Annotated in this window: 17 protein-coding genes and 1 tRNA gene; 6 read left to right on the top strand and 12 right to left on the bottom strand. The window is 65.2% G+C overall.

Annotated elements, in window-relative coordinates; translation table 11 throughout:
* Positions 1 to 29: 29 nt before the first annotated feature.
* Positions 30 to 599: a GNAT family N-acetyltransferase gene (locus M1L58_RS13865; protein WP_248659328.1), complete on the bottom strand. Its 570-nt coding sequence runs from the start codon at positions 597 to 599 to the stop codon at positions 30 to 32.
* Between the two features lie 223 nt (positions 600 to 822).
* Between M1L58_RS13865 and M1L58_RS13860 the strand changes: the two genes are divergently transcribed.
* The 4 genes from M1L58_RS13860 to M1L58_RS13845 are packed head-to-tail and all read left to right on the top strand — an operon-like array spanning position 823 to position 5,187.
* Positions 823 to 2,238 (top strand): ABC transporter permease subunit, encoded by a 1,416-nt coding sequence (locus tag M1L58_RS13860; RefSeq protein WP_248659327.1) that lies wholly within the window; start codon positions 823 to 825, stop codon positions 2,236 to 2,238.
* 3 nt (positions 2,239 to 2,241) lie between these two features.
* Positions 2,242 to 3,231, top strand: coding sequence for a branched-chain amino acid ABC transporter permease (locus M1L58_RS13855; protein ID WP_248659326.1), 990 nt, complete (start codon positions 2,242 to 2,244; stop codon positions 3,229 to 3,231).
* A complete protein-coding gene (locus tag M1L58_RS13850; protein WP_248659325.1) occupies positions 3,224 to 4,372 on the top strand; it encodes an ABC transporter ATP-binding protein in 1,149 nt (382 codons plus the stop codon). The genes M1L58_RS13855 and M1L58_RS13850 overlap by 8 nt, the downstream gene beginning before the upstream one ends.
* Positions 4,372 to 5,187: an ABC transporter ATP-binding protein gene (locus tag M1L58_RS13845; protein WP_248659324.1), complete on the top strand. Its 816-nt coding sequence runs from the start codon at positions 4,372 to 4,374 to the stop codon at positions 5,185 to 5,187. The genes M1L58_RS13850 and M1L58_RS13845 overlap by 1 nt, the downstream gene beginning before the upstream one ends.
* A 68-nt stretch (positions 5,188 to 5,255) precedes the next feature.
* On the opposite strand, the gene M1L58_RS13840 is transcribed toward M1L58_RS13845, so the two are convergent.
* Together M1L58_RS13840 and M1L58_RS13835 are read right to left on the bottom strand one after the other, a co-directional pair.
* The gene (locus M1L58_RS13840; protein ID WP_248659323.1) at positions 5,256 to 6,620 is read right to left on the bottom strand and encodes an ABC transporter substrate-binding protein; all 1,365 of its coding nucleotides are present in this window, start codon (positions 6,618 to 6,620) and stop codon (positions 5,256 to 5,258) included.
* 167 nt (positions 6,621 to 6,787) lie between these two features.
* Complete coding sequence (locus tag M1L58_RS13835) at positions 6,788 to 7,411, bottom strand: ANTAR domain-containing response regulator (RefSeq protein WP_248659322.1); 624 nt, start codon at positions 7,409 to 7,411, stop codon at positions 6,788 to 6,790.
* A gap of 100 nt (positions 7,412 to 7,511) precedes the next feature.
* Here M1L58_RS13835 and M1L58_RS13830 point away from each other — a divergent pair.
* Positions 7,512 to 7,588, top strand: a tRNA-Leu gene (locus tag M1L58_RS13830).
* Positions 7,589 to 7,708: 120 nt separating this feature from the next.
* Here M1L58_RS13830 and M1L58_RS13825 read toward each other — a convergent pair.
* The 8 genes from M1L58_RS13825 to M1L58_RS13790 form a co-directional block, all read right to left on the bottom strand.
* Positions 7,709 to 9,085: a glycosyltransferase gene (locus tag M1L58_RS13825; protein WP_248659321.1), complete on the bottom strand. Its 1,377-nt coding sequence runs from the start codon at positions 9,083 to 9,085 to the stop codon at positions 7,709 to 7,711.
* Positions 9,082 to 10,089, bottom strand: a complete 1,008-nt coding sequence (locus M1L58_RS13820) for a hypothetical protein (protein ID WP_308221813.1) — start codon at positions 10,087 to 10,089, stop codon at positions 9,082 to 9,084. Before M1L58_RS13820 ends, M1L58_RS13825 begins: the two co-directional genes overlap by 4 nt.
* Positions 10,086 to 11,030: a WcbI family polysaccharide biosynthesis putative acetyltransferase gene (locus tag M1L58_RS13815; protein ID WP_248659319.1), complete on the bottom strand. Its 945-nt coding sequence runs from the start codon at positions 11,028 to 11,030 to the stop codon at positions 10,086 to 10,088. Before M1L58_RS13815 ends, M1L58_RS13820 begins: the two co-directional genes overlap by 4 nt.
* A gap of 246 nt (positions 11,031 to 11,276) precedes the next feature.
* Positions 11,277 to 12,023 carry a succinate dehydrogenase/fumarate reductase iron-sulfur subunit gene (locus M1L58_RS13810; protein WP_248659318.1) on the bottom strand — a complete coding sequence of 249 codons (747 nt, stop codon included), beginning with the start codon at positions 12,021 to 12,023 and terminating at the stop codon, positions 11,277 to 11,279.
* A gap of 1 nt (position 12,024) precedes the next feature.
* Positions 12,025 to 13,968, bottom strand: coding sequence for a fumarate reductase/succinate dehydrogenase flavoprotein subunit (locus M1L58_RS13805; RefSeq protein WP_248659317.1), 1,944 nt, complete (start codon positions 13,966 to 13,968; stop codon positions 12,025 to 12,027).
* 57 nt (positions 13,969 to 14,025) lie between these two features.
* Positions 14,026 to 14,850, bottom strand: a complete 825-nt coding sequence (locus tag M1L58_RS13800; protein WP_040536672.1) for a hypothetical protein — start codon at positions 14,848 to 14,850, stop codon at positions 14,026 to 14,028.
* The gene (locus M1L58_RS13795; RefSeq protein ID WP_006867676.1) at positions 14,847 to 15,140 is read right to left on the bottom strand and encodes a hypothetical protein; all 294 of its coding nucleotides are present in this window, start codon (positions 15,138 to 15,140) and stop codon (positions 14,847 to 14,849) included. The genes M1L58_RS13800 and M1L58_RS13795 overlap by 4 nt, the downstream gene beginning before the upstream one ends.
* A gap of 204 nt (positions 15,141 to 15,344) precedes the next feature.
* A complete protein-coding gene (locus M1L58_RS13790) occupies positions 15,345 to 16,322 on the bottom strand; it encodes a glycoside hydrolase family 43 protein (protein ID WP_248659316.1) in 978 nt (325 codons plus the stop codon).
* 220 nt (positions 16,323 to 16,542) lie between these two features.
* Between M1L58_RS13790 and M1L58_RS13785 the strand changes: the two genes are divergently transcribed.
* Positions 16,543 to 18,138 (top strand): HNH endonuclease signature motif containing protein, encoded by a 1,596-nt coding sequence (locus tag M1L58_RS13785; RefSeq protein ID WP_248659315.1) that lies wholly within the window; start codon positions 16,543 to 16,545, stop codon positions 18,136 to 18,138.
* A 221-nt stretch (positions 18,139 to 18,359) separates the two neighbouring features.
* Here M1L58_RS13785 and M1L58_RS13780 read toward each other — a convergent pair whose 3' ends face one another.
* Positions 18,360 to 19,316, bottom strand: a complete 957-nt coding sequence (locus M1L58_RS13780) for a DUF1214 domain-containing protein (RefSeq protein WP_248659314.1) — start codon at positions 19,314 to 19,316, stop codon at positions 18,360 to 18,362.
* Positions 19,317 to 19,382: the final 66 nt, after the last annotated feature.

Below are 19,382 nucleotides of genomic sequence, written 5' to 3'. Positions count from 1 at the left end.
ACCGCGGTCGGAGGGGTGGCGGCCGGGCGTCACATCGGCCGATACATCGCCCAGACCTTCGGGCCGTCGAGCGGCAGTTCGAACTCCTCGGTGACCTGGAAACCGAACCGCTCGTACAGCGGGACGTTGAGTGCGTTGGAACTCTCGAGGTAGGCCGGTCCGTCGATCTGCTCGAGCCGGTGCTGCAGGAGCGCCGTGCCGATGCCGGCCCCCTTGAGCGGCGCGCCGATCTGGCCCAGGTACCAGTGCGGTTCCTTCGGCCGGTGCTTGGCGAACTCGGCCTCGAGCTTGATCCCGCGGCCGATCCGCGGTCCGAGGGTCCGGAGGAACTCCCAGGACGACACGAGCTGGGCCCGCGTCGAGATCTTGTGCCCGGGCGGATCCCATGCGGCCACACCGACCGGTTGCCCGTCGCGCATCGCCAGGTCGATCGTCGACGCCTTCCCGTGGATGTGGACGAGCAGCGTCCGGAACACCGCGCGGTGCCGAGAGGTGTCCGGATCCATCCATACCGTCACCGGGTCGTCGGCGAACGCCTGCGCGAGCAACGCACTGGCGAGTTCAACGTCTTTCGTCTGTGTGATGGTCACCGGCACCATCCGACCAGCGTACGGCCCCGCCGGGGACGCCGGCACCACCTCGTGTCGACCGGAGCCGCCCAGCGCCCCAGCAGATGTAACTTCCGGGAAACGTCGTTGTCGTCACGTGGCGACGACGCTGCGGCTAATGTCCCGCAGGGTGACCGGCCGCGCACAGATCGCCCCCGGTCACGTGCCGATGGATGTCACTGGCGAACAGGTCCACAAGGAGGTACCACCCTCGATGACAGAGCCTGACCGGCAGGCCGCACTCGTCTCCGACGACCGCACCGATCGGATCCACGCGCATCGTCCCGAGTGTCAGCCCGCCCGCCAGACCCGATCACCGTCCCGCCGCCCGCCATCCCGGCGTCGCACATCGGCGTCGACGCGGCGCACCGCGCTCGCCGTACTGCTGTTCATCGCGGCGTCGATGCTGTGCGGACTCTTCGGGACATCGGCGGCCGACGCCGCGCCCGACGAGGTCCGGGTGTTCGGTGTGCTGCGGAACGGCACCGAGAAGGTCGAGGGGGTGAAGCTCGAGGCCAAGGACGCGTCGGGCACCGTCGTCGGGACGGCAACGTCGTCGGCGACCGGCGCCTGGTCGATCATGGTCCCGCCCGGGAAGTACACCGTCGTCGTCGACACCGACTCTCTCCCAGACCATGTCGAGGTACAGAAAGCCGAGCTGCCGGTCGACGTCAGCGGTGGAACGGCACGCCCGGTCATCTTCTCGTTCGGCGAGGTGCGGACCGGCACGGAGGTCTCGGCGGTCGCCGAACTCACCCGTCTGGCCATCGACGGCATCCGTTTCGGTCTCATCATCGCCATCACCGGCGTCGGCCTCAGCCTGATCTTCGGGACAACAGGCCTGACCAACTTCTCGCATGGCGAGCTGGTGACCCTGGGCGCGGTGGTCGCGTGGGTGTTCAACGTGAAGGTCGGGCTGCAGCTCATCCCGGCGACGATCCTCGCGGTCATCGTCGGCGTCGGCATCGGCATCCTGAACGAACTCGGCCTCTGGAGACCGCTGAGACGACGACGAACCGGGCTCATCGCCATGCTCGTCGTGTCGATCGGCCTCGCCCTGATGATGCGGTATCTGATCCTGATCTTCTTCTCGGACCGGTCCGAACCGTTCAAGGACTACCAGGCGCAGACGCAGATCGGCTCGGGCCCGTTCGCGATCACGCCGGTGAATCTCGCCTGCATCGTCATCTGCATCGTCGTGCTCCTCGGCGTCGCCCTGTTGCTGCAGCGCACCAGGATCGGCAAGGCCATGCGCGCCGTCGCCGACAACAAGGACCTCGCCGAGTCGTCGGGAATCGACGTCGATCGGGTGATCCTGTTCGTGTGGGCGCTGGCCGGCGGCCTGGCGACCCTCGGCGGCGTGATGTTCGCGCTCTCGGAGCTCGGCGGCCGCGTCCAGTGGGAGATGGGATTCAAGCTCCTGCTGCTGATGTTCGCGGGCATCACGCTCGGCGGACTCGGCACGGCCTACGGCGCGTTGCTCGGCTGCCTCATCGTCGGATTGCTGGTGCAGTTGTCGACCTACATCCTCAGCCCCGACCTGAAGTACATCGGCGGTTTGTTGATCCTGATCATCATCCTGACCATCCGGCCCCAGGGCATTCTCGGATCGCGAGCGAGGATCGGCTGACCCATGGACATCATCTCGGCGCTACAGATTGCGTTCGCACAGCTCATCGGCCCGTCGGCGATCTTCTACGCCCTGCTGGCCATCGGCCTCAACCTGCACTTCGGCTATGCCGGGCTGCTCAACTTCGGCCAGATCGCCTTCGCCCTCCTCGGCGGATACGGCGTCGGCATCATGGCCGTCAACTACGACCAGCCCCTCTGGCTCGGCGCCATCGTGGGTATCGCCGCGGCGGGGATGCTCGCGGTGGTCCTCGGAATCCCGACACTTCGTCTCCGCGCGGACTATCTGGCGATCGTCACCATCGCCGCGTCGGAGATCCTGCGATTGGTGTTCCGGTCGACGTCGTCGGACGATTTCACCCACTCCACCAACGGAATCTACGGCTACGCCAGCGATTTCTTCTCGGTCAGCCCGTTCGACAACGGCAAGCAGTACTCGTTCCTCGGGGTCAAGTTCCTCGGCGGCGACCTGTGGTCGATGGTGGTGGGCTGGTCGGTCGTCCTGCTCCTGTGCCTCATGGTCTATCTCCTCGTGCACAGCCCGTGGGGTCGCGTGCTCAAGGCGGTCCGCGAGGACGAGGACGCGGCCCGGTCGCTCGGCAAGAACGCCTATTTCTTCAAGATGCAGGCGCTCATCCTGGGCGGCTGTATCGGTGGCCTCGCGGGCGTGTTCAACGCACTGGCCACGCAATCGATCAACCCGGACTTCTACTCCACCGCCCAGACCTTCTTCGCCTACGGCGCACTGATTCTCGGTGGCGCGGCTACGGTATTCGGACCGGTCGTGGGCGCGATGCTGTTCTGGTTCCTGCTGGCCATCCCCGACGCGTTGTTGCGCCAGGCCACGGCCGGCGACGACCCCATCCTGGACCTCTCGGCACAGCAGGTCGGCGCGATCCGCTACGTGCTGCTGGGTCTGGCGATCATCCTGATGATGGTGTTCCGACCACAGGGACTCCTCGGCAACAAGAGGGAGGTGCAGCTCGATGCCTGATGATGGACGCCGTTCAGCACACGACGACGAGCCCTCGACGCCGGTGGGCGACACCGGGATCGTTGTCGACGAGACCGACCCCGACATCGCCGGTACGCGGGCGACGCGTCGCGATCTGACCACCCTGTCCGCACCCGAGCGCTCCCGGCTGTTCGCGGAGGTGTCACCCGCACCCGGATCGCCGAAACCCGATCCGATCATCGTGGTGGACAACATCTCCCGCACCTTCGGCGGTATCAAGGCGGTCCAGGTGGACCACCTCGAGGTGCAGCGTGGCGCGATCACCGGGCTCATCGGTCCCAACGGTGCCGGCAAGACCACGTTCTTCAACCTGATCACCGGTTTCGACAAGCCCGATTCCGGTACATGGTCGCTCAACGGTGAATCCCTCGGCCGGATGGTCCCGCACCAGGTCGCGCGTCGCGGCATGGTCCGCACCTTCCAGCTGACCAAGGCACTGTCGAAGTTGTCCGTGCTCGACAACGTCAAGCTCGGCGCCACCGGCCAGCGCGGCGAACACTTCCTCGCCGCCCTCGCACCGTGGACCTGGCGCAAACAGGAAGCCGAGATCACCGAACGCGCACACGAATTACTGCGGCGGTTCAAGCTCGACGCCAAGGCGAGCGACTTCGCCGGCTCGCTGTCCGGTGGTCAGCGAAAGCTGCTGGAGATGGCGCGCGCGTTGATGACAGATCCCGAGATCGTGATGCTCGACGAGCCGATGGCAGGTGTGAACCCGGCCCTCACGCAGAGTCTGCTCGAACACATCAAGTCGCTGCGGGACGAGGGCGTCACGGTGGTGTTCGTCGAACACGACATGGACGTCATCCGCGACATCAGCGACTGGGTGGTGGTGATGGCCCAGGGCCAGATCATTGCCGAGTCCCTGCCGGATCGCCTCGGAGACAACGAGGCCGTCGTCGACGCCTATCTCGGTGGGCATCACGATCAGGCGCTGGAGTTCGACGACCGGGGTCAACCCGTCGGTGCGACCGCCGTCCTCGCCGAGCGGGTCGAGGCGGCCATCGAGGCCACGCTCGAGGAAGGTGGTGACCTCTCGGAGCCGGTCGAGCTACCGCCCGTCGATCCGGGCCGGGTCGCCCCGGGACAGGTCGACACCGACAAGAAGGAGGCCGAGTGATGAGCTTGGCATCGAACGGCGGGGCGCTGACCCCCGCTCAGCTCGCGGCCACGCCGGAGGAGCACCGGAAGCTCGCCACGAACGCATTGATGCGGGCCGACGACATCACCGCCGGCTACCTTCCCGGGATCAACATCCTCGAGGAGTGCAACTTCTTCCTGAACGACGGGGAGATCGTGGGCATCATCGGGCCGAACGGCGCCGGTAAGTCGACGCTGCTCAAGACCCTGTTCGGGCTGATCCCGGTCCGTGAGGGCTCGGTCACCCTGCGCGGTGACGACATCACCTCGGCCAAGGCACATGTTCTCGTCGACAAGGGCGTGGGATACGTCCCGCAAACACAGAATGTGTTTCCCGCGTTGACGATCGAGGAGAACCTCGAGATGGGCGTGTACCTGCGCCCGAAGACGTTCGCCAAACGATTCGAGTTCGTCTCCGAGCTGTTCCCACTGTTGTCGGAGCGTCGAAAGATCAAGGCGGGCGCGTTGTCCGGCGGTGAACGGCAGATGGTCGCGATGGGCCGGGCACTGATGATGGACCCGGCGGTGCTGCTGCTCGACGAGCCGTCGGCGGGCCTGTCCCCGATGTTCCAGGACGAGGTGTTCATCCGTTGCAAGGCGATCAACGCGACCGGCGTCTCGATCATCATGGTCGAGCAGAACGCTCGCCGTTGCCTCCAGATCTGCGACCGCGGTTACGTTCTCGACCAGGGTCGCAACGCCTACACCGACACCGGCCACAACCTGGCGAAAGACCCCAAGATCATCGAACTCTACCTGGGCACCCTGGCGGGCAGCTCGGAGAAGAAGGCATAGGTTTTCGCCCACGGAAAAACGCAGGGACCCTCGGCTCGTGAGCCGAGGGTCCCTGGTTCTGTGGTGAACTACTGCGCGGCCACCGACACGTACTTGCGGGTCGGGGTCAGCAGCTTGTTGTCCCCGTCGAACTCGAGGACACCGTACGAGCCGACGCTGGGCTCACCGGCGGCGTTGAACGCCAGGTTGCCGGTCTTGCCGACGTAGGCAATGGTCTTGCCGCTCTTCAGCGCATCCAGGCAGGCCTTGTACGAGTCACAGTCCTCGTCGCCGTTCGTGACGCCGATGATGTTCGCAGCGATGGACCGGCCGTCGGTCGACTTGGCCGCAGTGGCCGCAAGGGCACTCAGGACGGCCGCATCGTAACTCTCGCCGGCGTAGTTGAAGTCGATGAGATTGCCGTCGACCTCCTTGAGCGCCTTCTGGAAGTCGGCGCTGGTCTGTGTCAGCGGCGTGGTGCCCTTCATGCCCTCGAGCAGTCCCGAGCCCACCGACTCGCCCAGAGCGTTACCCATGTTGCCGTCGACGCCGTAGACGAGTTTGCCGTCGCTCGGACCGATGCCGATCTCGTGCATGCGGGTGAGGATCTTGGCGCTCTCCTCGAATCCGATGAGAGCGATACCGTCCGGGTTGAAGTTCTTCACCTGGTCGACCTCTGCGTTGAACGACTGGGCGTTCGGGTCGTAGATGATCTTCTGGATCTGGTCTGCGGGCACACCGGCGGCCTCGAGGTCACGAACGGTGTTGTCGGCCAAACCGGTTCCGTATGGGTCGTTGAGGGCGAGGATGGACACACGCTGGACGCCGTCCTCGGCCATGATCTGCGAGAGCGCTTGTGCCTGCAGGACATCGGCGGGAGCGGTACGGAAGTACTGACCCTTGTCCTGATAACAGGTGAACTCGTCGGAGGTGTTCGCCGGCGAGAACATGACAGCGCCGGCGTTGGCGATCTTGTCGATGACCTTGAGCGACACCGACGACGACGCCGCGCCGATGATCACCTGGGTGCCCGCGCTGAGTTCGCGGTCGACGGTGGCGTTCGCCGTGTCGGTGGTGGTGTCGCCGGAGTCACCGGTGACGAGTTCGACGGGCTGGTCGAGAACGCCGCCGGCGGCGTTGATGTCCTTGACCGCCAGTTTGACGGCCGCGACCTCGGGCGGCCCCAGGAAGGCGAGGGAGCCGGTCTCGGGAAGCAGCGTGCCGATCTTCAGCGGAGCGGTGCTCTCGGGGCCCGGCGTGGCCTTCGGCGGGTTGCAGGCCAGCTTCTGCGCGAGGCCCTGGCCGGGGGGTGCGGGAGTGGACTCTACGGCCGCGCTGGCCGACCCTCCGGAGCCATCGTCGGAACCAGAGTCAGAGCTGCTGCAGCCGGCGACGAGGAGCGTTGCCGCCGCCGTCATGACCACTGCCCCGCTCGTCAAAAAGCGAAAGGACATCGATGCTCTCCTTGCGATTCTGTTATCGGACGAGAGCGGCGCGTCGAGATCGACGCATCGAACCGCGCCTCGCTGGAAGAAAGCTAGCGTGATCTTGTTGCCCCTGCGTAAAGACAGTGAAACTGACTTGCGCGCAGACGCATTGGGTCAAATCAACTTGTTCTTTGTCAGTTTGTTCCCAGTGTCTCCACGACCACCTGGGCCACGGCTTTCATCGTCGTCCGACGGTCCATCGCCGCACGCTGAATCCACTTGAACGCCTCGGGTTCCGAGAGGCCCTGCTTCTGCATGAGCAAGCCCTTGGCGCGTTCGACCAGCTTGCGGGTCTCCAGTCGCTCGTTCATCGTCGCGACCTCACGCTCGAGCAGTTTGAGCTCGTGATAGCGGCTGACGGCCACCTCGATGGCCGGCACCAGGTCGGCCTTCGTGAACGGCTTCACCAGGTAGGCCATCGCACCGGCGTCGCGGGCTTTCTCGATGAAGTCCCGCTGACTGAACGCGGTGAGCATGACCACCGGCGCGAGCCTCTTCTCCGCGATCTCCGTCGCGGCGTCGATACCGTCGCGGATGGGCATCTTGATGTCCATGATGACCAGGTCGGGGTTCAGGGACTCCGTGAGTTCGACGGCGACCTGCCCGTTCGGGGCCTCCCCCACGACGTCATAACCCTCTTCGCGGAGCATCTCGATCAGATCCATCCGGATCAGCGAGTCGTCCTCGGCCACCAGAACACGATGTGTCTTCGTGTTCTCCCCGGCCGTAGTGGTCGCACTGTCTGTCACTGTCACCATCCCCTCCTCCACGCCATAGTCGAAACAGAAGAGTACCGGTTACCGGGCCGGTCGGCCGATCATCTAGAGTTGGCTCCTGCACGGGGCAACCCGTGTACTGGCCCCCGTAGCCCAATTGGCAGAGGCAACGGATTCAAAACCCGTCCAGTGTGAGTTCGAGTCTCACCGGGGGCACCAGAAATCCAGGTCATCGAACCCCACTCCGAACCGGTCGACGTCGATCCCGACTTGCAGAACTCGATCGAAGTCTGCCTGTCGACGTGAGGTTCGCCGGTGCCGGTCACCAGCGGAACACACTCACCAGGACAGCGCCGGTTCCTCGTCGCCGATGACGATCCCGACCTCGCTGTGATGCACGGCCCGAGCGCCGAACAGGCGGTCGAGTAGCTCGTCGGGTCCCACGTCGGTGTGCGCCGCCCAGCGGCGGACCCGGTGCCGTGCGCGCGACGACCCGACCGTCACCGAGGCTGCCGGTGACCCGTCGAGGTCCACCGTCACCTGGCCGCATTCGCCCGGACCGACTTGGGCCGTGAGCAGGTCGAGCGAGTCAGCGGAGAAGACGACGGTCCCGGAGACCTCGACGACGAACCTGCACTGGGACAGCGTCGATGCGTCCGGATCACCGACACGGATCCGCGAGTCGGAAACGCCCAGGCGAGTGAGCAGAGTGTCGGCGTGAGCGCCGACGAGCCAGACGGCGGCGTCCCGCCCACGCAGCGCGCCGGCGACTGTACGCATCAGCGATGCCGCGGTGTGCCTCGCCGTCGACACGAGCACCACGATGTCCGGGATCGAGTACAGCAGCCCGGCAGTCCGGGCCGCCGGATCGGTGATGAGCGGGGCGAGCGCGAGGGCTTCGGTGTTCTTCTCCGAGATCCGTTCGGGCACCGAGCGTTCGGCCCAGTCGGGACCGTCGTGCCAGGCGAGGGCGCCGGACTCGTGGGCGAACACCGCACCCATCATGAAGGCCCGGTTCGCGAATTCCCAGTCCTCGCCGCCGTAGTGGACGAACGACGGGTCGAATCCTCCGACGTCGTCAAACAATTGGCGGCTGCAGGTCATCACCGCACTGATCAGGTACTTGTAGCCGTCCCAACCCGGGTTCAGGAGGTTGGACGTGCGGTCGTATGCGTCGACCAGCCATCCGGGTTCGCAGTCGTGCGAGGATTCGAGCGGTCGTCGTTCGGACATCCACTCGACCACCGAGTCCGGGGCCACCCGACTCAGGTCGGCGTGCTTACGCCGCCCGACCACAAGTGTGTCCGGCGCTGCGGCGGGCAACCTGACCGCGTGCTGGATGTAGGCGGGTGTCGGAACGGTGTCCGCGTCGAGGAAACACAGAACCGACCCGCTGGACGCCGCGACACCCAGGTTGCGGGCGGCTGCCGCTCGAAAGCCCTTGTCCTCCTGCGTCACAACGGTGATGTCGAGTCGCGATGTCCACGCACTCACGTCCGGCGAGCGCGCCGAGCCGTCGTCGGCGACGATCACCTCCAGACGATCCGGTGGGTGGGTCTGGGCCGTCAACGCCTCGAGAACCAGCGCGAGTTGGCGGGGTTGGTTGTAGTACGGGATCACGACGCTCACCAGCGGCGTCGTCGACGCCACCCCGACCAGATCCCAGCGGTTGTCGGGCACCACGACCCGGCCGTCGTCGAGCCTGATGACGGTCACCAACTCCACCGCCGGAACAGCCGCTGGTGAGCCCGGCCGACATCGGCGGCCGTGGGCGACGGCGTCACCGCCGAATCAATCCAGGTGCTCGCAGGTTCCGCGAATGCACTCTCGATGGCGCTCCGCAGAGCGGCGTCGTTGTTGTCGTGCATCGTCAGCACACCCGGAGAACGCTCGGCGAGTTCGTCGGTGTAGGCGGTGCGCGGAACCAGTGGTCGGCGTCCGGCGGAGATCCAGGAGTTGATCGAACCAGATGCCGACATGTGCCGGTGATAGGCGACCGGGACCGTGACGGCAGTCGACGCCCGAAACAGTTCGTCGTCGCTCAGGAATCCCGTGACCGTGCACCGCCTACCCATGTCGGCGGCGACCTTGCCGAGGTCGTCGGCCAGGTCCTCGTGGCCGGGTGACGGGGTGCCGAGGGCGACGAAGCCGATCGACGGATCGAGATCGGACATCGCCTGCAGCGTCTCCATGTGCCCCTTCCCGGGGTACAGGTAACCGAGGACGCCAACGGTCAATTCCGCTGAGTCCGAGGGTTTGTCGACACGGATGGGGTCGAACATCAGCGGTAGGACCTCGACGCCGATCGTCGCGTCAACGTACTCGGCGAAGAGCGCCGCCTCGTGGTGACTCGAGACGATCACACCCTTTGCAGCCCGCGCCACCGCGCGAAAGAAGTCAGCACGTGCCCGCATCGCCGGCCCGTCCGAGGGTTGGGGTAGGTCGTGCAGGGTCACCGAGACAGGCCGATTCAGGGCCGCGATCATGGCGAGCACGTTGTTCCGGGCTCGCCGTGGCGTGCGCCCGAACAGGCGATCGGTGATGTGCACGTGCACGAGCCCGCAGGCGGCCAGTGCCGTCGCGTCGGCATCGAGTGTGGGCATGTGCACGAGGCGATGATCCGAACTCTCGACACTGACCGCGTCGAAGACCGATTGCGCATATCGCACGACGCCGTGTGATCGGGGTCCGACCAGAAGATGTCCGATCGGTCCCCTCATGACAGACCCAGGATCTCGATGAGGTCGGCGTAACGGCCCAAGACCGCATCGATGAACTCGGGATGATCGGCGTACCAGAGCATCTGGCGACGGCGAACGTCATCCTCGGTGAGCGCCGTACCGTTGACGTCCCACGATGTCCGCGGACTCGCGTCGATACCCAGCGCGTCGATCACTCGTTGTTCCAGGGGCGCACGGATGTTGCCGAGAAGGTCTCGTGAGGGTGGGACCGGCGCCGACGCCCCGAGCGAGTCGAGGATTCGGCCGCCGAGGGTGAGCAACACCCGGTTACCGGGGTGATTGATCGTGTGGGCGGCATCGGCCCCGAGGTCGAGCAGGACGTCGGAGATCCCGACGTCACAATGCCGACGCTCGCGGGCTTCGAGCTGGCCCACACTCCATTGCGCTGCTTCAAGGATGCGGTCGGCATCGACGTCGACGTCCCATTCGCCGAAGCCGTCGCGACCCGCCACCACCGCGAGTACCGTTCGTAGATCGTGGTACGGAACAGCCGCGGGTACCGCGGACGGTTGCGCTGGGTGTCGGGCGATGACCTGGAACGGGAACAATCCGCCGTAGCGGATGACCGGCCACACGATGACGGACGCCGACGGCGCCAAGTCAGCCAGGTCCGAGGTGCCGATCGGAAATCCCCGGTATCCGGAACGCACGGGCTGCGAGACCACGATCGCGGCACGGCGGATGAGGTGCTCGACCCGCGCCAGGTCAGTGGACTCGATTTCGTGGACAGGTGGGACACGAACGGTACGGAACGGGAGGTCGGGAGAGCTGGACAGGACGATCCGCAAAGCCTCGGCCTGACAGTTCCCCCAAACAACGAGTAGGCCTCGGTCATCGCTCACCGGAGCGTCGGTGACGCCGTAGAACTCGCCGTAGTGCCGGGTCCGGCCGTCAACCGGAGCGTCGTCACCCGTCCTCATACGAGCTCTGGAGTGCGTGTGGCAACGCGGTGGTTCACTGTCATCGAAGTACCGACTCCCTCCTGATGGGCCCCTGGTCGGTACCCCTGCACCTCGTATATCCGTTTCGCCCGCCGATGAATCGTCGATCAGGTCACACCAGAGGACAGACGAGTGGGAGGAACTCGTCCAGAGCCGACGGTGGGAGTCGGGCAGTGTCGCCGGACGCGGCAACCGGCGTATCGGGGGCTCGCGCGAAGAAGGGCGCTACCGTCGGAAGAGTTTGTTTCCCAGCCAGACCAACGGGTCGTATTTGCGGTCGGCGACCCGTTCCTTCATGGGGATGAGGGCGTTGTCGGTGATCTTGATGTCCTCCGGACACACGTCGGAACAACACTTGGTGATGTTGCAGAACCCCAGCCCGTGTTCGTTCTGAGCCGTATCCCGACGCTCGGCGGTGTCGAGGGGGTGCATGTCGAGCTCGGCGATCCGCATCAGGTAGCGGGGGCCGGCGAACGCCTCCTTGTTCTCCTCATGGTCGCGGACCACGTGGCAGGTGTTCTGACAGAGAAAGCACTCGATGCATTTGCGGAACTCCTGCGAGCGCTGCACGTCGACCTGCTTCATGCGGTACTCCCCCGGCCCCAGATCAGGCGGCGGGGCGAAGGCCGGGATCTCGCGGGCCTTCTGGTAGTTGAACGAGACGTCGGTGACGAGGTCGCGGATCACCGGGAACGTGCGCATCGGGGTCACCGTGATGACCTCGTCCTCGGTGAACGACGACATCCGGGTCATACACAGCAGCTTCGGACGACCGTTCACCTCAGCCGAACACGACCCGCATTTGCCGGCCTTGCAATTCCAGCGGACGGCGAGGTCCGGGGCTTGGGTCGCTTGGAGACGGTGGATGATGTCGAGCACCACCTCACCGTCGTTGGCCTGCACGGTATAGTCCTCGAGCCCACCGCCCTCGGTGTCGCCTCGCCAGATTCGGAACTTCGCGTCGTATCCCATGTCAGTCCTCCGACTGTCCCTCGGCTCGCTCGCCTCCGGCGCCGGGATGGCCGGCGATTTCGGCCGCGGTGTAGTACTTTTCGACCTCTTCGAACTCGAAGAGCTCCAACAGGTCCGGGCGCATCGGCTCCTGCTCCTCCTTGACGACCTCGACCTCCGGTACCGGTGAGTCGGTACTCGTGTCGGCGGTACAGACCAGCAGGGTGTTACGCCAGGCCGAATCCATCGACGGGTGGTCGTCGCGGGTGTGTCCGCCGCGACTCTCGGTGCGCATCAATGCCGCCTTCGCGACACATTCGCTGACCAGCAACATGTTTCGGAGATCGATCGCCAGGTGCCAGCCCGGATTGAATTGACGGTGCCCCTCCACCTGCATGCTGCCGAGCCGGTTGCGCAGGTCGGAGAGCACGCGAAGTGCCTCCTGCATCTCCGCCTCCTTGCGGATGATGCCGACCAGGTCGTTCATCGCCTGCTGCAGGTCCATGTGCAGCGTGTACGGGTTCTCCGGCTTGCCGTCGGCGGGCGGATCAAACGGCGAGAGCGCATATTTCGCTGCCCGGTCGATGTCGTCCTGCGCGATCTCGGGCCGGCTGCTCAGCGACTCCACATACGACGCCGCGCCGAGCCCGGCTCGTCGACCGAACACGAGCAGGTCGGACAACGAGTTGCCGCCCAGTCGGTTAGACCCGTGCATACCGCCGGAACACTCACCAGCGGCGAACAGGCCGGGTACCCGCGACGCCGCGGTGTCGGGGTCGACCTCGATCCCACCCATCACGTAATGGCAGGTGGGACCGACTTCCATGGGTTCCTTCGTGATGTCCACGTCGGCGAGCTCTTTGAACTGGTGATGCATCGACGGTAGGCGCCGGATGATCTCCTCGGCCGGCATACGGGACGCGATGTCGAGGTAGACGCCACCGTGCTCGGTGCCGCGGCCGGCCTTGACCTCCTCGTTGATCGCACGGGCGACCTCGTCGCGAGGGAGCAGATCCGGTGTGCGGCGGGCGGAGTCGTTGTCGGCGAGCCACTCGTCGGCTTCCTTCTCCGTCTCCGCGTATTGGCCTTTGAACACCGGCGGGATGTAGTCGAACATGAACCGCTTGCCGTCGGTGTTCTTGAGGACGCCGCCGTCACCGCGGACGCCCTCGGTGACGAGGATGCCCTTCACGCTGGGCGGCCACACCATCCCGGTCGGGTGGAACTGGACGAACTCCATGTTGATCAGGCTCGCGCCGGCGCGCAGCGCGAGCGCGTGCCCGTCACCGGTGTACTCCCAGGAGTTCGATGTGACCTTGAACGACTTGCCGATACCGCCGGTCGCGACAACGACCGCAGGTGCCTCGAACACGATGAACCGGCCCGACTCACGCCAGTACCCGAACGCGCCCGCGATGGCGTCGCCGTCCTTGAGCAGCTCGGTGATGGTGCATTCGGCGAACACTTTGATCCGGGACTCGTAGTCGCCGGTGGCCGCGAAATCCTCCTGCTGCAGCGAGACGATCTTCTGCTGCATGGTCCGGATGAGTTCCAGCCCGGTCCGGTCGCCGACGTGGGCCAGCCGCGGATAGGTGTGACCGCCGAAGTTGCGCTGGGCGATCCGACCATCGGCAGTCCGGTCGAACAGCGCCCCATAGGTTTCCAGTTCCCATACCCGGTCGGGTGCTTCCTTGGCATGCAGTTCGGCCATGCGCCAGTTGTTCAGGAACTTCCCGCCACGCATCGTGTCCTGGAAGTGGGTCGCCCAGTTGTCCTTCGCGTTCGCGTTGCCCATCGACGCCGCACAGCCGCCCTCGGCCATCACGGTGTGCGCCTTGCCGAACAGCGACTTGCACACGACCGCGACCGAGTAACCCTTCTCCCGGGCCTCGATGACCGCCCGCAGGCCGGCACCACCGGCACCGATCACCACGACGTCGTACTGGTAGCGTTCCGGCTCGGTCATCTAGCGCGACTCCCAACGTTGAAAACGGTTGCACAACAGGCGTTGCGCCTCAATCGATCAACCCACGAACCTCAGATCCGAGATCGTGTTGCTGGCCACCAGCATGATGTAGAAATCGGTGAGCACGAGTGTGCCGAGCGTGATCCAGGCGAATTGCATGTGCCGGGTGTTCAGCTTGGAGACCTGGGTCCAGATCCAGTACCGCACCGGATGTTTCGAGAAATGCTTGAGCCGCCCGCCGGTCACGTGCCGACACGAATGACAGGACACGGTGTAGATCCAAAGCAGAATCACGTTGACCACGAGGATCACATTTCCCAGTCCCAGGCCGAAACCACCGTCCTTGGCGTGGAACGAGACGACGACGTCGTAGGTGTTGATCACCGAGATGATCACGGCCGCATAGAAGAAGTACCGGTGTGAGTTCTGGATGATCAACGGCAGGCGCGTCTCACCCGTGTACTTGGTGTGGGGCTCGGCGACAGCACATGCCGGCGGCGACAGCCAGACCGACCTGTAGTAGGCCTTGCGGTAGTAGTAGCAGGTCAACCGGAACCCGAGCAGGAACGGCAACGTGAGAAACGCCAACGGAATCCACATCGGGAGCTCCGGGAACGGCGTGCCGAAATGACTCGACCCGGGGACGCACGACTCGCTCAGACACGGCGAGTAGAACGGCGTCAGGTAGTGGTAGTCCGCAACGTAATAGGCGCTACGGATGAACGACCGCACGGTCGCGTAGATGACGAACGCCGCGAGACCGACGACCGTCAACAACGGCGACAGCCACCATCGGTCCGTCCGTAGAGTGCGCGCCGTCAGGCGCGCCCGTCTCGGGGAGAAGACCCCGAGTGAATCCCGCTCAGCCGCGGGCGCGCTCACTTCGTCCGCTCACGCGAGTGGAACCCGAGCCCTTCGTCCTGAGCACCGAGCCACGCCGACTCGTCGGACTTGCTGTCCGGCACATAGACCCGGTCCTGCCCCGGCTTCTGCTGCGGCTTCAACTTCGGTGGATGCTGCTCGAAGTCGTGCAGATCGATGTCGAGACGATCGAGGTCGTTGACCATCCGGCGGACGCTGTCGGCGTCACCGTAGCGAGCCTTCAGGGTCACCAGCTGATGGCGCAGCGCCTGGATACTGTGATGGATTGCGTTGATCTCTGCATTTATCATGGCGATCCCTCCGGCCACTATGTGATGTTCCACACAGTACCGCCCGAGTATGGATCGTCAACGCTTTTCGTCGAACGTGTCGCCCGACGAGAAACCGAGTGCCGCACACCAAGGACAACCGTCGTCGACCCGGTCTCGGATCAGACAGTTCTCCACGAGCCGCCGGCTCGTCGGCTCGAATGCCGTCAACTTGCTCGAACAGACCTAGACCGGCTCGCGGATCACACCGAAGTGCCGCACGGAGCCGGACAGTCCGGGAAGCTCCTTCAACGGCGTCCACGACCAGAGGCCGTCCCGGCTGTCGGAGTAGAAGTACCGCCGGTCCCGGTAGGCGTCGAGGTAGAGACGCCAGTTCCCGTTCGGCAGTTTCACCACGGCCGAGCCCTCGACCAGTCGGCCCCACGGGCCCGGCCGGACGAATCGGTACGGCCCCAGCAGCGACCCGGATACCGCATGCTCGATGACCTTCTTCGTCTCGTTCTTGGTGAAGGCGTGGTAGGTCCCGCCGACCTTGACGATCGTGGTGTCGATGCGGTCGGCGCGGAGACCGAGAATTGGCACGGGCGGACTCCACAGCCGGAGTCCCGGCTCGAGCGCGGTCATCAGGTACGGCACGAACCCGCCACCGGTCGACATCGACAGGATCACGTGTACCCGTCCGCCCTCGACGAACCATTCCGGAGCCCAGGCTTTGGTGGTGAACGGCGACAACGATGGTCCGTCACTGGAACCGGCCGATCCGAAGCTCAATGAACCCGCCGACGAACCCGAGCCGTCGCCTGTACCGGGCAGGAAGGCGCAGCACAGCGGCACCGGGTAGTTGTGCATGAAGTTCCAGTTCACACGGTCGCGACTCCGCGCGAAGCCGATCGTCGTCGAACCGGTGGTGTAGGTGACGTAGTACCAGCCGTCGGCGCTGCGGTAGATGCTCGGATCACGCACCAGGCCCGACGGTGGTCGATACGCCCCGAATCGGAGGGCTTTGAACCGGGCCGCATCCGAGGACTGGTAGACGTCCATGTGACTGGCGCTGGTGTTGGAGAACGCCACCATCGTGTACCGCCAGCTCGCCGCGTCGGCCGTACCGGGAGTCGCGACCAGCAGCGCCGAGAGCGCAAGGATCGCAACCATCAGTGCGCCGACGCGGGTCCGGCGGGTGAGGATTCGCTGAGGCAACAGCATTGGAGCAGTATCCGTGACGTCGATTGGGCGTGCACGAGATTGCCCGATCCAAACACCGAGATTCGGAACATCCGGGGTGTCGATCGTCGACCGGAGGCCCCTTACACGATGCCACCGACAATTCTCACCACGACGGCGAGGTCCGAAACTTTCTGCACGGCAACCGATTTACGTATACAGTCGAACATACATTCGCACTACGGCATAGGGGGTGACCGTCATGACCGACATCGCTTCTTCTGCTGTCGTCGACGAATCGTTCCCGGCCGAGATGCCCGCGTTGCTCGATGAACTCGACACGATCGTCGACAAGCTCCAGAACGCAGGCTTCACCCGGCTGTCCGATGCCGAGGTCGACGAAGCCGGTGTGCGTATTGAAAGAGCCATCGCCCGACTCACGTACACCGGCAACCAACAGATCGTGGAAGCCGATCAACGCGACCTACCGCGTAAGTCCGGATACCGCAGCGTGATCGACTACATGAAGTTCCGACTGCGCATGACCTACCCGGGTAAGCGGCTCAAACAAACCCGGGCCACCGCGACCTACCCTGACTTCATCACCGGCCAACCTCTCGAACCCACACACCCGGCCCTGGCCGAGGCGTTCGCCGGTGGCCGCGTCGGGCCCGCCCACGTGCACGCCGTTCTCGACGTGCTCGATCAGATCCCGCACGCCATAGACCACGACATCAAAGTCGCCGCCGAACGACAAATGGCCGAGATCGCCGTCGACCACACCCCCGCCGACATCACCAACCTTGGCGCACGCCTACTCGCCCACCTCGACCCCGACGGCACACTCACCGACGACACCGACCGCAAACGCCGCCGCAACCTGTCGGTCCACCGGCAACGCGCCGACGGCACCGCCAAACTCACCGCCACCCTCACCCCCGAACTCCTCGCCCGGGTCACCATGCTGCTCGCCGTGTGGGCCAAACCCGGCATGAACAACCCCGACGACCCCGACTCCCCACACGGGTCGATCGAAGACGCCGACCCCGAAGCCGTCGCTGCTGCGGCCGAACGCGATGACCGCACCCCGGCCCAGCTCAATCACGACGCCTTCAACGCACTGCTCAAAGCTGTCTTCGAGGACGGGCTGCTGGGTAAGAGTCACCGCGGGTTGCCGACCCAACTGATCATCAAAGCCGACCTCAACGACTTGGTCCGCGAAGCCGGGTTCGCCACCACCGCCACCGGCACCCTGATCCCCATCCCCGAGCTCATCGACATGGCCGCCGACGCCCAACCCTGGCTGGCGGTGTTCAAAGACGCCACCGCCGTCCCGCTGTACTTCGGACGCGGCAAACGCCTGGCCACCCGCGAACAACGATTGGTGTCCTTCGCCCGACCCGACGGCGAAAACTGCTCCACCCCCGGCTGCGACCTCGCCGCCGCACACGTCGAGATGCATCACGCCCAACTCGATTGGGCCGAAGGTGGACTCACCGACATCACCGACCTCGCCCCCGCCTGCCCGAAACACAACCGCATGGTCAGCAACCAACCCGGCGGCTACACCACCCGCATGGTGCGCGAAGGACCCAACGAAGGACGCTGCGCCTGGCGACTCAACGCCGAACCCGGCGCACCACCCAACCCTGAACGCATCAACCGGCGCCCCGACATACCCCGCCGGTTCGCCGAACACCTCCAACACGTGCGCACCGAAATCCACGGACCCGACACCGAGTCCGGCGATCAACCACGCCTACAGATGCGTGAAGTCATCGACCTCCGTGGCGCCACACCCGTCGAACTCGTAGTCGCCTCAGCACTTCTCAACCACGCGTACGGGCACTCAGAATAGGAGCGTCGCCGGCCCTTCGAGGCTCGCTGCGCTCGCACCTCAGGGAGCGAGGACGGCCCGTCGCTATCACTCCTTGCACCTCAGGGAGCGAGGACGGCCCGTCGCCATCACTCCTTGCACTCCAGGGGGGGCGAGAGGGTTACGCGCGCAACCACTCCTAGGTTCCGTATGACGTTGTGCCCGGAATCCGGGCACAACGTCATACAGATCTGCAGTCGGCCTCAGGACTGAGCAACCGCCTTCAACACCGGCGGAGTCCAAATGCCGTCGAGGATCTCAGCGCGCGGGCGGTAGAGGCGGATGAGGTAGTTCCAGCCCTCCGGAGTCACGATCGCGTTCGGCGGGACGTCGCCCGAGGTGTCCGGGATGAACCGGACGGTGATCGAACCGTCGTCGTTGCGAACGCCGGTGACACTGTTGACCGTGTACAGGTTCTTCTCGTTGGGCTCGAAGAACCCCGCCGCGTTGTAGACCGACACCGACCAGAAGGCGTCGACCGGGACGTCGGCAAAGACCAGTTCGTAATGTCCGGGGCCGGTGCCCGGGTCGACGCCGACATAGGTCGCTTCCGAGGTCGGGAGACCACCCCAACCCGCGGCGCACCCGATCAGGTGCCGGACCGGGTCGACGTCGTCGCGGGCGCCGAAGGTTCGGTCGAACGAGTCGAGTCCCTTGGCCAACTCCAACAGCGCGTTGCGGGTCGCGTCGAGGCTCGCGGCGTCGTAGTCGGGAGAAACGAACGGTTCCGACGACGCCGAGGCGATCGTCGTCCGATCCTGCAACTCACCGACCGCGGCGACGTCGGCAGCATCCGTCGGATCAACCAGAATCCGCACCGCGACGAGGACATACCTCGATCCGTACTGCTCCTGCGTCAGCCTGTGCTCACCCGCGGCGTGCAGAACGCCGCCTACGTAGTGGCCCTCGTTCACGACCATCGCGGACACATACCGTTCGCCTGCGTCGGGCAGTGTGAGGACCGCCGGTTCGGCGAGGTCGACGATGGCGAAGCTGTAGAGGGTGTCGCGGTTGAGCCGGATCACCGTCTGCTCGTCGATCGAGGCAGGTTCCCGGTTGTGCCGGAACTTCCCCACCCCACCGGCAGCCAGTTGGATGTCGGCGAACATCCGGTGCGTCTCCGCCCGAACGAAGTTGTCCACGTTCACATGGCCCGACATGCATTGTCTCCCTCGATCAGTTGGGCGCTCGATACTCGACGCCCCGATGTGGATTCGAAGCCTAGC

The organism is Gordonia sp. C13 (genome assembly GCF_023218005.1).
GTDB classification, from domain to species: domain Bacteria; phylum Actinomycetota; class Actinomycetes; order Mycobacteriales; family Mycobacteriaceae; genus Gordonia; species Gordonia namibiensis.
Note: the sequence above shows the minus strand (reverse complement) of the source record. Positions and strands in the feature narration are given on the sequence as shown.

Excerpts from the sequence above, each read along its gene's own strand:
- M1L58_RS13865 (WP_248659328.1), bottom strand. The coding sequence starts at position 599 with ATGGTGCCGGTGACCATCACACAGACGAAAGACGTTGAACTCGCCAGT.
- M1L58_RS13860 (WP_248659327.1), top strand. The coding sequence starts at position 823 with ATGACAGAGCCTGACCGGCAGGCCGCACTCGTCTCCGACGACCGCACC.
- M1L58_RS13855 (WP_248659326.1), top strand. The coding sequence starts at position 2,242 with ATGGACATCATCTCGGCGCTACAGATTGCGTTCGCACAGCTCATCGGC.
- M1L58_RS13850 (WP_248659325.1), top strand. The coding sequence starts at position 3,224 with ATGCCTGATGATGGACGCCGTTCAGCACACGACGACGAGCCCTCGACG.
- M1L58_RS13845 (WP_248659324.1), top strand. The coding sequence starts at position 4,372 with ATGAGCTTGGCATCGAACGGCGGGGCGCTGACCCCCGCTCAGCTCGCG.
- M1L58_RS13840 (WP_248659323.1), bottom strand. The coding sequence starts at position 6,620 with ATGTCCTTTCGCTTTTTGACGAGCGGGGCAGTGGTCATGACGGCGGCG.
- M1L58_RS13835 (WP_248659322.1), bottom strand. The coding sequence starts at position 7,411 with ATGGTGACAGTGACAGACAGTGCGACCACTACGGCCGGGGAGAACACG.
- M1L58_RS13820 (WP_308221813.1), bottom strand. The coding sequence starts at position 10,089 with ATGAGGGGACCGATCGGACATCTTCTGGTCGGACCCCGATCACACGGC.
- M1L58_RS13815 (WP_248659319.1), bottom strand. The coding sequence starts at position 11,030 with ATGAGGACGGGTGACGACGCTCCGGTTGACGGCCGGACCCGGCACTAC.
- M1L58_RS13810 (WP_248659318.1), bottom strand. The coding sequence starts at position 12,023 with ATGGGATACGACGCGAAGTTCCGAATCTGGCGAGGCGACACCGAGGGC.
- M1L58_RS13805 (WP_248659317.1), bottom strand. The coding sequence starts at position 13,968 with ATGACCGAGCCGGAACGCTACCAGTACGACGTCGTGGTGATCGGTGCC.
- M1L58_RS13795 (WP_006867676.1), bottom strand. The coding sequence starts at position 15,140 with ATGATAAATGCAGAGATCAACGCAATCCATCACAGTATCCAGGCGCTG.
- M1L58_RS13790 (WP_248659316.1), bottom strand. The coding sequence starts at position 16,322 with ATGCTGTTGCCTCAGCGAATCCTCACCCGCCGGACCCGCGTCGGCGCA.
- M1L58_RS13785 (WP_248659315.1), top strand. The coding sequence starts at position 16,543 with ATGACCGACATCGCTTCTTCTGCTGTCGTCGACGAATCGTTCCCGGCC.
- M1L58_RS13780 (WP_248659314.1), bottom strand. The coding sequence starts at position 19,316 with ATGTCGGGCCATGTGAACGTGGACAACTTCGTTCGGGCGGAGACGCAC.